A 14,129-nucleotide genomic window follows, 5' to 3' on the forward strand; every position below is an offset into this window, starting at 1 on the left:
TGGTCAAAACCGTTTATTTTGACCTAATTTAGTACCCGTTAAGACCGCAAGAAAGCGATTGTCACTGGCTGTCACTTCTAACTTATTTGGCTACTGGTGCATTTGCGGATATACATATTGTACAAAATTTATTATTGACAAAAGGATTTCGTTGTTTTATTATAAACCAATTGCATTCATCTAAGGGTTTTAAACTATGCAAAGGCTAGTGAAGAGTCAAACTTTTAGATAGTTCAAGCTTACTTGAAAAAGCAGTAAATTGTTTATAGATAACTTAAAATCAAAAATTATCCATAAAGAGATTATACGATATTAAATAACATAAAATTGTATTTAAATACCATATATAGAGTAGAGTTAAAACAGATTTTATTGTAGTTCAGGATAAACTTTCAACCTTTAAATCTAAAAGAAAGCATAAAGCCTAGTGAGAAAAAAATCTATTGCAATTGAAAGCCATACTTTAGAAAAAATCCTTACTTAGCCAACCTTTTAAATTGGTACAATTTAAACACTTAACAATCTGTTTTGACACCTTGATTACTGTGGCAATTGATCAACAAATACGAAAGACTTGATGGAAATCAATTCATATTGGTTTTTCCACTAATTAATGCTTAAATTATTTTCTGCTATTTATATTTCATCAGTTAACAAGAATTATCTTTATTTCACAAAATATCCTATCAAATTAAGAATTCTGTCAATCAACCTCTTCTCAAATATTATACAATTCTGTATGAAAAATGCTATCCTATCCCTTGTAATTACATCCCTTTTCTTTTTTTCCTGTACAAAAAGAAACCTAGTTTATTTGTCTGATTTAGATCCAGTCAATGGCTATTCCTCAAATATCACTACACTATCGGAGCCAAGGATACAAGAAGATGACCTGCTAAGCATAACAGTAACAAGCCTCAATCCAGAATCAAATATGCTATTCAATGCAGGAGTGATTATGCCTTCTCAAGGAAATGTCAACACGGTAGTCTCCTCTCCGATAAATGAGAATTATCTTGTCGACAAGGATGGATTCATTAATTATCCAGTAGTTGGGAAAATAAACCTTCGCGGGCTTACCAAACAGGAAGCTATTACAAAAGTCACGCAGGTTTTGGATGAATATGTGAAGGATCCTATCATCAACATTCGATTTATGAACTTTAAAGTCACTGTCATAGGGGAAGTACAGCAACCCTCCTCCTTTATAATCCCCACTGAAAAAATAACGATCCTCGAGGCCCTTGGACTTGCAGGTGACATGACAGCTTACGGTAAAAGGGAGAATGTCCTTGTAATTAGGGAAAAAGATGGAGTGAGAAGTGCAAATAGGTTAAATCTAAATGAAAAAAACGTGCTTGACTCCCCATTTTATTACCTTCAACAGAATGATATAGTTTATGTTGAGCCCTTTAAAACTAAGTCTATCCAAGCAGACAATAACCCAACTACAGTAGCCTTGATAAGTACGGCCCTGACTCTAGCTACTGTTTTGATACTTAATTTCAATAATATATTTTAAATTTGTTGATAAAACTTCGGCCAATAATAATTGACAACTAAGACCAAACATGGAAATTAAAGATCTACTCAAGGAACTTGAAAAAGAAGAAGAAAAGGAGAATAGTAGTGATCAGCTTAGTTATAAAATGATTTTCTTCAAATATTCTCAGAAATGGTACTGGTTTGCTATCGGTCTTTTTCTATGCATGTCTTTAGCACTTACCTATATCTATTTTGCAACTCCTCAATATGAAATAAAAAGCACTCTGCTCCTCAAAGATGAAAACAAAGGTTCCGACTTTAACTCTAATGCAGTGCTTACAAACATTAAAGGATACGGTTCAACCTCATCTGTTGAGAACGAAGTAGAGGTTCTGGGAGCAGAGCACTTAATGATCAAAGCCTTTGATGAACTTGGGTTTTCAACAGCATACTTTATTCCCAATGGACCATATCGATGGAAAGAGATATACGGAAGTGAAGTACCCTTTACTTTAACTACTTTTGAAAAAAATGAATTCTTCAAGGTTGATGATAACACCGTCAACATAATCATCAAAAATGAAGAAGAATTCCAACTAATCAATCCTTCCGGACAAACCCAAAACTTTAAATTCGGTCAGAAAATTCAAAACTTCTATGGTACCTTTTCAATAAACCGGAATCTAGAATTCATCCCATCTTCAGATTACGTATCCAGTGAGCCTATTAGAATTTCCTTCTTAGATTCCTCGGTGGCAAGAGGCGAAGCACAAAATCTTAAAGTGGAAATAGTAAACAAATTAGCCAGTGTAATCGAACTTTCTATCCTTTCAGAACATCCTAAAAAAGGAAGAGACCTAATTGAAAAACTTATAGAAGTTTACAATAGTGAAGCAGATAATGAAAAAAATATAACCGCAAAAAACACGATTTCCTTTATCGATGAGCAACTTATTGGACTTACTGAAGAACTTGATGCAATTGAAAACAAAGCTGAACAATATAAACTAAGTAATTCAATAACAGATGTTGGAGCAGAGGCTCAGCTTTATCTAAATAGCACAACAACAAACAGGCAACAACTAGCAGACCTATCGATCCAGATTGATGTACTTGAATCTATAGAGACTTATATGAGTAGAAACGGAAATGAGTACGAAACAGTACCCGGAACGCTAACTGTTACAGACCCTACTTTAAATGAGCTAATTTCAGATTTCAATAGACTTTCGCAGGATAGGGAGAGAATGCTTAGGACAACACAACCTAACAATCCAATTGTTGTAAATATTAGCCAGCAGCTTGCAAGTCTCAGGAATAGCATTGTGGAAAACTTAGGGCACATTAAAAACGGATTGATCATATCAAAAAATAGTCTAGAATCAACCTCCAACCAATTCCAAAGCAGAGCATCAAAGGTTCCTACTATGGAAAAAGAACTATTGGATATTAACCGAGAGCAGAGTATCAAACAACAACATTATCTCCTTCTAGTCCAAAAAAGAGAAGAAGCCATGCTCACACTTGCAGCAGCTTCAGTTGGAAACTCCAAAACCATAGGAGAACCAATCTCATCTGAGTTCCCGGTAAAACCGAATAAAAAAATAGTTTTTGCCTTTGGCCTGATCATGGGGATGGCCCTTCCTTTTGGCTTGATTTTTATAAAAGATCAATGGGAAGAAAAAATACAATTCAAATCAGATGTTGAGAAATTAACAAACACTCCAATACTTGGGGAAATATCTAAAAACAAAGCCACTGATGGGATAAGAGCAATTTCTAAGAATAAAAGAAACCTAATTTCAGAGCAATTTAGATTTATAAGATCTAACCTGGCATTCTCAACTTATAAAAAGCCAAACAAAACTATACTTGTTACCTCCTCTATAAGTGGAGAGGGAAAAACTTTTTTCAGTTTGAATTTGGCTGTGACCATTGGAATGACTGGCAAATCTGTGGTAGTATTAGAATTTGATCTCAGAAGACCTGCCTTGATTTCTGCTTTAGGAATGGATACAACAAAAGGAATCTCAGAATATCTTAATTCGTCCAATATGCAAATCAAAGAGATAATTCATCCATTGGAATCAGTTGAGAATGTAGATATTATAGGTTGTGGTAAAATCCCGGAAAACCCAGCAGAACTAATGATGGGAGAAAATCTCCAAAAACTATTCAATGAGTTAAGCAAATCTTACGATCACATAATCATAGATTCTCCACCTATAGGACTAGTGGCTGACTCGTTTATTTTCGGAGAATTTGCTGATGTAACCATTATGGTACTTAGGTATAATTATTCTAGCAAATTGCAGATCAAAACAATTGAGGATGTACGCAAAAACAAAAAATTCAAGCAGCCTCTGTTAGTTCTTAATGATGCAAAAGCTGAAATAATCTATGGATATGGAGGTAAAAATTCAGCTAAATATTATCAACAATAAAAACGGTTTTAAAAGAATCATAAAATGTCTTTATAAAACACAGATTTAATAAAAAGATATGGAAACAAAATGAAGATATGGATTGATTTTATAAACACACCGCAAGTCAGTTTTTTTGAGCCCATTATCGAAGGGCTTTCCCAACAAGGACATACATTTATTTTGACCTGTAGAGACTCCTCAAATACTGTTCAAATCCTAAAACAAAAAAAGTGGGAGTTTACTATAATTGGTGATAGGGCAGAAAAAGGTTTAGTAAATAAACTCGCCAGTTTCCCAAATAGAATTCGAAAGCTTGTTAGCTTTTTGAAAAATAAAAAAATTGATGCAGCTGCGGGCCAAAGTAGTTTTTATCTTCCTTTAGCCGCAAGAATCCTCGGAATACCTTCGCTTTACACAAATGATAATGAACATGCGTTAGGCAATATCCCTGCATTTATTTTTGCTAAAAAAATCATTCTTCCAGAAAACTTTCCAATTCAGAAAGCCTTAAAACAGGGAGCATCAAAGAAAAAAACGAGTTTATACCCAGGGATTAAAGAAGGTATTTATCTCTGGGAAAAAGGCGAAGAAATAACCAAGCATAGAAAACAATCAGAACCTAAAACAATATATATAAGGCCTGAGCCCCAAACTGCCCAATATTATAAAGGTAAAACAAACTTCCTTGACAACTTACTTCTAGATCTAAAGGATAGTTTTAATATAATATTATTAGTTAGAGAAAAAAGCCAGTTTGAACACTATACAGCCCCACAATTCAAAGGGATTTCAGTACCTGATAAACCCTTAGATTTTACAACAATCGCAAAAGACTGTTTATTATTTGTTGGTGCAGGCGGCTCTATGACTCGAGAAATGGCATTGATTGGAATACCTACCATATCGGTATATCAAGGTGATCTTTTAGGTGTTGACAAATTCTTGATTGATAACGGTTATATGCAACATATCCCGGAATTAAGTTCCGAAAAACTTTTGTCAGAAATATCAGGATCTGAGCAGAAATCCTCTGGTGATTTACTCCTAAAAAAAGGTAAAAATGCCTATCAATTATTAATGGAAAACATCATAAATCTTCAAATAAAAAGAAAATAAGCATCCTTTTAGTTTTCAGAAGACTTTATTTAAGAATTAAAATTCTCCAAAAAATAATAAACTCCCAGGAGTAAGAAAATTTGTTTTTCTCTAGGATATCCTTTTTCGTGTTGCATAATAATTTCTGCAACCTTCTTCTGATTAAATACTTCTCCAAAAAGAGTCTTATTATCCAACAAAATGTTTTTTATAGAATCTGATTCGGATTTAAACCAATAACTAGTAGGCGAAGAAAAATCTTTTTTCTTCCTATTAATTATTTCATCAGGTAATAATTTTTTGGCAAATGCCTTATGAATTAATTTTCCACTAGAAAAATTCAATTTTGATTGATAAGGAAGTTGTTCAACGTATTTAACTAATTCTAAATCAAGAATAGGAACCCGGCATTCATAGGCAAAATTCATTGTTATTTTATCAGTATAATTCAAAAGATCATCCGCTAAATTCATCCTTGTATCAATAGCCATCATTCTTTCAACACTATGCTTTTTACTGCTACATTCAAGAATGTCATAAAAATATTTGACTCTATCGATACTAGTAGTGTCTTGAAGACCTATCAATTCTTTAATCTCTGAATTTGAAAAAACTTCATAAATCTTTAAAAATCTTTGCAATTCATTTGTGATCCCAATAGCGTTTGCACCTCTATAAATTTTTTCATTTTTAAAATGATAACCAGAGAGAATACTCTTAATTACCTTCTGAATAATTCCTGGAATATTATGCAAAAGAAGTTCTGTTTTATATTTCGGATATCCTCCCAATGGTTCGTCGGCCCCTTGACCAGTTAGAACAACCTTCACATGTTTAGAAGCTAATTCTGATAAATAATACATAGGTATTATTGAAGTAGTAGCAAGTGGCTCTTCCACAATCCGAGCACATTCTTTAAATTTTGATAAAAAATCATCAAAACCAATCCTTTTAACATGATGCTCCAAACCTAAAATTTCTGCAGTCCTAAAAGCATCATTAATTTCATCCTCATAATGATCCCCCTCAAATCCAATGGTGAAAGCTTTCAGTGGTACATCTGAATGCTTTTGTGCAACTGCCGCAACCATAGCTGAATCTATTCCCCCACTCAGTAAAATCCCAACAGGAACATCAGAAAGCAATTGCCTTTTTATTGCCTTTTGAAAAAAATAACCATAATTTAAGACTTCATTATTTTTATTTGAGATTAAAAGTTGAGAAGATTTACTCCCCAAATAAGGCGTTTCCGAAATAGAAATATCTTCTAAATTTAAGTCAACCTTTATAAAATGACCAGGATGAATTTTTCTTAAATTTTTATAAAGCGTTTGAGGAGAAGGGTTGTAACGAAGTCTTAAAAGACAAGAAAGGGCATCCTTATCAAGTTCCTTTAATTCCATTTCGGATTTAATTGGTCTAATTTCAGAAGAGAATATAAATTTTTTACTCTTTTCATAATAGTACAAAGGCTTTACACCAAATGGATCACGGGCTAAAAACAACAGACCCTTTTTAAGATCAAGAAAAGCAATTGCAAAAATTCCGTTAAAATCTTTAACCCCATTAATCCCATTTTCAATTAAGTAATAGAGTATACTTTCTGTATCAGAATGACCTTTAAAATTCAATTCTTTGCTTAATGTATTCCTTAAATCTTGATGGTTATAAATTTCACCATTAAAAATGATAGCATAATTACCACAATTTGAAATCATAGGTTGATGACCTGCAGGAGACAAATCTAAAATAGAAAGTCTTCTTTGACCAAGAGTAACAGTATGATTTTTTAGATTAAAATTATCAATACCCCAATCATCAGGACCCCTATGCTTAATTTGATCCAACAATTGTTGCTTAAAAGTTATATTTACAGATCCTAAAATACCACACATACAAGATTCGAAATAAGAATTTACTAAATTTATTAAAATATTTTAATATTAAAATCTATTTAATGAAAAGAGCATTAAATTTTAGGTATTCGATAATAATTAGCTAAACTAAAGGCAATATTATTATTATCATATATATTTTTATCAACAAAAGAACTTCTAATTCCTTCTTTCTTTCCATGCAAAACTTTAATGACCAATTTAGTAAGTTCATCAACTTCAAAAGTCGAAGAAACATAACAATTAGGAACGCCTTCTATCATTTCACTAACATTACCTACTGGTACAGAGACTACGGGCAAACCACAAGAAAGAGCCTCCTTAATAACTTGAGGAGATCCCTCAGAAATAGATGTCATAAGCAAGCAGTTTGCCGAAGACAATAAATCTCTAATTTCAGATCTTGTCATTTTATCAATACACTTAACAATAACCTTATCTTTAAGCTCAGTTTCAAGTTGATTAACAATTTTTGAAAAAAGCGGAAAATTTTTTTCTTCTCTATCTGGATTACTAGGAAATACAATCACTTTTTTTGGGAAAGAAATAGATTTAGAAAGTGCAGAATTAAAGAACTCCGTATCAACACCACAGGTTAGAATCTCAGTATTGGGATTAATCAGTAAACCCAATTCCTTCATTTCTTGATTTTGAACAAATATTTGATCTACTTTTTTCGCGATGAGTTTACTTATCCAAACTTGGAATTTATTATCTCCATGATCTTGAAAATCACAACCATGGAGAGTGAGATATACAGGAATATTAGGTCTAAAAAAAAGTAAAAACAAACCAGATATTCCATAATGAATATGAACAATATCAGGTTTACTTTTTTTAATTAAATAAGGAACAATAAAAACACTTTTCAAATATTCCAATTTAGATTTATGCAATCCATTTATTAAATAAATTATTTCTTCAAAAACAAAAGACTTTTTTAAAGCATCAATTTGTTCTTTTATGAAAATACCAAAAAAAGGATGATCTGAAGTAGGATACATATTAGTCACAAACAATATTTTTTTCATAAGGATAGGTATTAAGCATTAAAATAACTCTTAAAATAAATAATTTGAAAATAAAAAGAATCCTAATTTAACAAATCATTAGAATCTATCTTTTTTTTTCCTGAATTAAGGTTTTTAACAATTTCTTTATTACAATTTTTCTTTTTGATTGGTCAATACCTTTTTGAAAAATATATAGGGCAAAAACCGTTGAAATTAAATAATGGTAATGATAAACGGAATACCAAGTGAAACTTGTAAACAAAATATACCATAAATAATATTTTGCATATTGATATTCAGAAGGAAGTGGAATTAAGAAACTAATTAACCAAATAATTATAAAACCTAAAATTGAAAAAATTCCAAACATAGCATAAACTGCTATAATACCGACATCAGAAAGATAATATCCCCTTTCATCACCTAACTTTTCATTAAATTTACCATATGAAGATATCCCCCAATAAGGAGCACCATTTCCAAAAACACCGCTAATTTCATTTGGAGAATAATCGTACAAGAAATATTCCCCAGCTAAAACTCTTATATATTTCTTTCCTAAACTCGAGTCTCTCTCTTGAGCTTCTATAACACCTTCAACCATTGGGATATCAGCGTTAATAGCCAGCCCAACTCCTAAAACAAAAAGGAAAATTATTACAACTTTTTTAGGAATTGAAACATTATTCAGTAAATGAATTAAATACATTAACAAAACACCAACAATAAATTGTCTTGTCACTTGCATTACAGGAATAATAATACCGAGAGAAGAAAATACCAGCCAAAACCAACGATGATTTTTCGAAGATGTTAATTTATTAATAGAAATAAAAAGTGATAATATAAAAATGCCAGCACCTGGAAAAATAATCCGAATAACACCTCTATCCTCAGTCCATTCATCTCCATACAAAGGCTTACCAAAAAGAACAACACCTTGATTTAAATATTGAAAAAAAAACAGAAGGGCATAAGCCAATCCAAAAAATAAAATTATTCTTTCTAAAGTTTTAACAGAGATATTATGATACCGCATGAAAAAAAATAAAGGCCATATCATATACTGTGTAGTTTCAATGAAACTATGGAAAAAATTTTGGTCCCATGAATAATAAGCCATAACCATGGAAAATATGATAGAAAAAAATATCAGATAAATAGGTATTGAAAAAACACTTTTAATTTTAAAAAAATAAGGGATAGATAAAAAGATTGTAAGCCATATAAATAAAATAAATGAATAATTTAAAATAGACGAACTTATAAAGGAAGCATCAAAAAACTTGAGGCTGAAAGGAACTAATAAAATAATAAAAACAACGTATATCCTATCTTTCATCTATAATTTAAAAGAGAAATTTTTAACAACAAGTTTCAAACTAATTAACACCCCCAAGACAGCTATCAATATCTTATATATTAAATTCAAATCTACAACTAAGAAATAGGATACGATAAACAAGCCAATTGCTAATCCCCACATTAAAACCTTATCCTTAATATTAATTCCAACTGATTTCTTAAAAACATACCAGATATAAAATTGAAAAATAGAGAAGGTGGTTAAATAAGCAATCGATAATCCCATAGCTCCAAATTTACTTCCATAGTAAACTATCGGAGTAGAAAAAAGTGAATTAATGATTCCTAACTTAAGGATTTTTTTCTCATTATTTGTTGCACCAAGAATTGTTCCAATCATACTATCAATTGAGGATAAAAGTAAAAACCAAATTTGCAATTGACAAACAATAACTGCGGGCAAATAACTTGGTGGAAAAAGAAAACCTAGAATTTCATAAGCAAACATCGTGAATAAAAAAGAAAGTAAGATACCCAGAAGCATATAATACTTAAACCCTTCACTTATCACATTTTTAAATTTTGCAATATTCGAAACCCAAAGAGCAGAAAGATTGGGAAAAATAGCGATCAAAGCAATATCAAGAATCATTGATATTGGCCCAATAAACTTATCTGACAAATTATAAAAGGCAACCTCTTCGATGGTTGAATTAATATCAAGAAAATTATTAGAAAACTTCCTATACGGAAGCATTACTAAAGTCAAAGCAAAATAAGGCCAGCTTTCGTAAACAAGATTTTTTGAGGATAACCAAAAATTCTGAACTTTTCCTATTAAAAGTTTATGACGCTTCAAAGCGAAATAAAAGGTTATATTCTTAAGTACGTTAATAGCCAAAAAAGCAAATATCAGATTATTGATAGTTACTAAAGAATTTGGTAATAGAAAAACTAATGCAAACCAAATAAAACCATAAACTAAATTAATTATTGACGGAGGCAACATTTTTTGATTACCTATATAAACAATTTCAAAAAGCTTACCTACACAGGAAATCAGAGAGAATAAAAAAACTAAGGATAATTCTAATAATGTAAGATTACCCAAAAAATAGTTATACCCGACATAAAGAACACTAACCAAAACTAAAGCTAAGGTCCTTAATAAAATTCCATTAACTACCAAATCATTCGTTTTTTCAGGTTCACGTGCAATTGACCTGACAATAATAGTTTGAACACCTAAGTCAGCAATTGTCAATAATAATGCACCTTGAGCAATGATAAAAGTATACAAACCATAATCATCAGGTAAAAGAATTTTAGTTATTTTTAGAACTGCTAAAAGACTTAGAACTTGTGAAATCGCAGTCCCTAATGTTAAATAAGAAAAATTCTTGAAAACTTTATGTTGGATAATACTTTTTATCATAACGATTTACTAAAAACAAATTTTTTATTTAGTTTTTAGATATTTAATTAATTCGGCTTTTAAATCATCTGAAATTGGAGCTTGAATCTTTCTTACAAACAATTTCTCAGAGACTTTTAGTTTTTCTAAATCTGAAACGTCCAAATGTGCAGGACTATTGCCATTGCGGAATTCCCAGTCGATATAAAATAAGTGCTTATTAACTAAATCATTTCTGTATGGAGACTGCATCAAAACTGTTTGAAAATAAATCTCCTCAGGAGCAAAGGTGTTTTCAAGTAACCTCATAAAGTCAAGGTTTTCTTCAGAAAAATTTACTGCATATTCCATGCAAGAATATGATAATGAAAGCCATGTACTCCCACCATACAAAGGAGGCATTTTTTTTGTGCTTTTTCGATTAATCCCGAAAATATCTTGCAATTTAAGAAGAGACATAATTAATTTAAAACCAATTTTAGTTTTTGCATTAAATTGATCATAAAAATGATATTTGTCAAATCTATCTAAACCTCCATTGGGCCAACGATCATCAGGAAGGCTAAAAATATCCAAAAATTGTTTACCATCATTTTTAATAAAAAATTCTTTAATATATTTAGGCGATTTTAATGGTAAATCAGATTCACTGGCTGTATGTAAATACTTTATATTTTTATCTTTCAAAGCCTCTTTTGCTAGGAATAATAATACCTCAATGAATTTTTTCCCTCCCCAATTTACTTTATACAAACTCTCTACAAATTTTACATTTTTATTTTCTCTTAATTTCTCAATTCTTTCTTTCGAAATATTCGATTTTTTATCTACATGGATATAAAAATAAAAATCTTCATCAAGCAAATCTATGTATTCATAGATCTGTTCAATATTCCTATAAGCGACTAAAAGAATTGCATGTTTATTCATATTTATTTTTATTGATTAATATAATTTTACACAAAATAATAAAACTTACTATATGATTGGAAATTATTTTATATTCCCCTTTCATAAAATATAATTTTAATAATATTTACCAATGATCAGATTAATTATTTCATAAATCCTTCTTCCAGTCAACTGATCAACTTGGGTAGTTCTCGTGAGCAAAACCCCATTCAATTGCAAAGGATAAATGAACTCCCCCTTTACCACGATACTACATTCAGGCACATTCTTCACCTTTAAAAAGGCATTCAATTAATATTCCAAAAAGACCAACTAATTTTCCTTGACATCAAGGAAGTTTACTTAGACAATTCCCTACTCATTTCGAAATTATTTCAAACATCTTTTATGCTTCCCTTTAGAGGGGAAATGACTGGCTATCATTAATCGATAAATGGGAATCTGACCAATTTGACACTTATCGTCGTAAAATACTGATTTTTGACTACACCTATATATCAGAATGCAAATAATAAAGATTTATGGTAGAATATGACTGGATTAATTCAGAAATTTCTAACTTTTTATTTTTAAAGGATAAAATTTAATCCATCTATCAAAAATAATCGATATCAAAATTCTTCAAAAGGTACCGGAACAAGTATTGAATGATTTTCTATTTGAATTGCTTATTAATTAAATGGCTGTTGGGTAAACAACTTATATGTCCTTAATGACTTCTTTGACCAGTTGATCAAAATTGGTTTTTTTAATCAAAAAAAGAAAACCCTAAAGGAATTTAGTTCCAAACATTATAGTGAACTAAAGAATAAATACTAATACCTACCTTACTAACATGTCAAATTGATCATTGCCATCAACTTTTTAATGACGGACCTATTCTCATTGACACCTTTCAATCCATCAAATGAGCCCTATAGGCAAATAACAGGGAAAATTACCTCGTATGAAATTTGGGAAGAATTCTTAACTTCAACTGACTTGATATCCTTCTTTCAACCCAGCAAAGAACATTCCGTACTTTACTCTCTAATAAGTCTAAATCTATAGTACATTTTGATCCATTTTTAATGATAAAAGCTATTTACTCAATTTTACCAGTCAAAAGAACTTACAATTCTAGACTTCGCTATCAACATCCATATCGCACCAAACTATTGATTCACACTACCACTTTTTATTTTCCTGATTTATGAATTTATACTCATGTTCTTTCCTTCAGAATTTACTTTACCATCCCTATTTATTAAACTAAAACCCCCTCTTTCCTACCATAATAAGGATTGCCTCTAATAAAAGGAGGTTGATTATCATCTGGCCTTTCTCAGTTCTTGAAACTATCATTGAATCAGATCCAAATTGCAGTACTTTTTGTAACTTAAGGAACTAATCCATGTCAAAAAAACTATGAAAAGAAGTGCACTTTTATTTGTGATCCTCACTAGTTTTATTTTTTCCTGTGCTAATCAAGAAACCCAACAGACACTAAAATCATCAAATCCAGAGGCTGAATTGAAGTTTTCGACAAACCCTTTTGTAATCTCCCAAGAAAACAGGCAAAACAACAACATAAACGTATTGGTTTTTACTAAGACAGAAGGTTTTAGACATGAAAATATTTCAGAAGGCCTAAAAGGACTTCGGATTTTATCCGATCAAGAAAACTGGAATATGACAACCACCGAAGATTCTAGGTTTTTTAATATTCCTTTCCTATCAGAATTTGATGTGGTCATTTTTCTTAATACTACAGGAGATATTTTAAACGAACTAGAAGAAGCTGCATTTGAATCTTATATTAAAAGCGGGGGTGGCTTTTTAGGAATTCATGCTGCAGCAGATACCGAATATGATTGGCCATTTTATCAAGAGCTTATTTCTGCACAATTTTTAGGCCATCAACCGACTCAGCAGGCTCGTCTAAAGGTCCATCAAGAGACTCATCATCCATCGATCAATCACTTGGATGAAGTTTGGACATTGACCGATGAGTGGTATTATTTTAAAGAGCCCCTTAAACCACATGCAATGGTACTCATGGAAATAGATGATAGTTCAATCACCGAAAAAAGTCCAACAGGCCAAAACTACCCAATTGCTTGGGCGCATCAAAAGTTCGAAGGTAGAGTAGTGTATACTGGAATTGGTCATACGAAAGAGCTATTTTCAGATCCCATTTACCTCGAGCACCTCAAAAAAAGTATTCAGTGGTCTGCTGGTAAGTATGAAATCAAACAGATCAAAACATGGCAAAACTTATTGGATTATGATCTTACTCATTGGGATAAATACCTAGGAGTACCTCATGAATCAGTCACCTTACCATTTGAGTTTCCAAAACAAAAGGATGTTAGACAAGGTCAAGCCTTGGGGTTAAATAATGACCCTCTCAATGTTTTCTCAATTGAAAAAGGAGTTGATGGCGAACCAATTTTGCACATAACTGGTGAGATTTATGGCAGTCTAACGTATCCATCCGACGAACCCATATTTGAATTTAAGAGGTTTTAGGTAAGGCTGTATTCTTTCCAGTTTGATGGAAGCAGTTGGTAGAGGTCTTTTTGTTTGTGGCTTTGGATTCTTT

9 protein-coding genes are annotated in these 14,129 nt (G+C 31.3%); 4 read left to right on the forward strand and 5 right to left on the reverse strand.

The genetic code is table 11. The annotated features are described in order from the left end of the window. The first annotated feature begins 814 nt into the window (after nucleotides 1-814). The 3 genes from P8O16_RS09350 to P8O16_RS09360 all read left to right on the forward strand — a co-directional run bounded on the left by P8O16_RS09350 (nucleotide 815) and on the right by P8O16_RS09360 (nucleotide 5,027). Nucleotides 815-1,522 carry a polysaccharide biosynthesis/export family protein gene (locus P8O16_RS09350; protein WP_367182807.1) on the forward strand — a complete coding sequence of 236 codons (708 nt, stop codon included), beginning with the start codon at nucleotides 815-817 and terminating at the stop codon, nucleotides 1,520-1,522. Between the two features lie 49 nt (nucleotides 1,523-1,571). Then, entirely contained in the window at nucleotides 1,572-3,929 is a 2,358-nt protein-coding gene (locus P8O16_RS09355) for a tyrosine-protein kinase family protein (RefSeq protein WP_300313701.1), read from the forward strand. A gap of 69 nt (nucleotides 3,930-3,998) precedes the next feature. Next, nucleotides 3,999-5,027, forward strand: a complete 1,029-nt coding sequence (locus P8O16_RS09360; RefSeq protein ID WP_300313704.1) for a DUF354 domain-containing protein — start codon at nucleotides 3,999-4,001, stop codon at nucleotides 5,025-5,027. Between the two features lie 29 nt (nucleotides 5,028-5,056). On the opposite strand, the gene asnB is transcribed toward P8O16_RS09360, so the two are convergent. The 5 genes from asnB to P8O16_RS09385 all read right to left on the reverse strand — a co-directional run bounded on the left by asnB (nucleotide 5,057) and on the right by P8O16_RS09385 (nucleotide 11,563). After that, nucleotides 5,057-6,901, reverse strand: a complete 1,845-nt coding sequence (gene asnB / locus P8O16_RS09365; RefSeq protein ID WP_300313708.1) for an asparagine synthase (glutamine-hydrolyzing) — start codon at nucleotides 6,899-6,901, stop codon at nucleotides 5,057-5,059. 74 nt (nucleotides 6,902-6,975) lie between these two features. After that, nucleotides 6,976-7,932: a glycosyltransferase family 4 protein gene (locus P8O16_RS09370; RefSeq protein WP_300313710.1), complete on the reverse strand. Its 957-nt coding sequence runs from the start codon at nucleotides 7,930-7,932 to the stop codon at nucleotides 6,976-6,978. Between the two features lie 85 nt (nucleotides 7,933-8,017). Then, nucleotides 8,018-8,953, reverse strand: a complete 936-nt coding sequence (locus P8O16_RS09375) for a hypothetical protein (RefSeq protein ID WP_300313713.1) — start codon at nucleotides 8,951-8,953, stop codon at nucleotides 8,018-8,020. Between the two features lie 303 nt (nucleotides 8,954-9,256). Beyond that, nucleotides 9,257-10,654, reverse strand: coding sequence for an oligosaccharide flippase family protein (locus tag P8O16_RS09380; RefSeq protein WP_300313716.1), 1,398 nt, complete (start codon nucleotides 10,652-10,654; stop codon nucleotides 9,257-9,259). 24 nt (nucleotides 10,655-10,678) lie between these two features. After that, nucleotides 10,679-11,563 (reverse strand): beta-1,6-N-acetylglucosaminyltransferase, encoded by an 885-nt coding sequence (locus P8O16_RS09385; RefSeq protein ID WP_300313719.1) that lies wholly within the window; start codon nucleotides 11,561-11,563, stop codon nucleotides 10,679-10,681. A gap of 1,389 nt (nucleotides 11,564-12,952) precedes the next feature. Here P8O16_RS09385 and P8O16_RS09390 point away from each other — a divergent pair. After that, the gene (locus tag P8O16_RS09390) at nucleotides 12,953-14,056 is read left to right on the forward strand and encodes a ThuA domain-containing protein (RefSeq protein WP_300313722.1); all 1,104 of its coding nucleotides are present in this window, start codon (nucleotides 12,953-12,955) and stop codon (nucleotides 14,054-14,056) included. Nucleotides 14,057-14,129: the final 73 nt, after the last annotated feature.

It is taken from the genome of Algoriphagus sp., assembly GCF_029254265.1.
Classification (GTDB): domain Bacteria; phylum Bacteroidota; class Bacteroidia; order Cytophagales; family Cyclobacteriaceae; genus Algoriphagus.

Bases quoted from the DNA above. Each gene is read 5' to 3' on its own strand.
- P8O16_RS09375 (WP_300313713.1), bottom strand. From the start codon at position 8,953: ATGCGGTATCATAATATCTCTGTTAAAACTTTAGAAAGAATAATTTTA.
- P8O16_RS09355 (WP_300313701.1), top strand. From the start codon at position 1,572: ATGGAAATTAAAGATCTACTCAAGGAACTTGAAAAAGAAGAAGAAAAG.
- P8O16_RS09360 (WP_300313704.1), top strand. From the start codon at position 3,999: ATGAAGATATGGATTGATTTTATAAACACACCGCAAGTCAGTTTTTTT.
- P8O16_RS09390 (WP_300313722.1), top strand. From the start codon at position 12,953: ATGAAAAGAAGTGCACTTTTATTTGTGATCCTCACTAGTTTTATTTTT.
- P8O16_RS09385 (WP_300313719.1), bottom strand. From the start codon at position 11,563: ATGAATAAACATGCAATTCTTTTAGTCGCTTATAGGAATATTGAACAG.
- P8O16_RS09370 (WP_300313710.1), bottom strand. From the start codon at position 7,932: ATGAAAAAAATATTGTTTGTGACTAATATGTATCCTACTTCAGATCAT.
- asnB (WP_300313708.1), bottom strand. From the start codon at position 6,901: ATGTGTGGTATTTTAGGATCTGTAAATATAACTTTTAAGCAACAATTG.
- P8O16_RS09380 (WP_300313716.1), bottom strand. From the start codon at position 10,654: ATGATAAAAAGTATTATCCAACATAAAGTTTTCAAGAATTTTTCTTAT.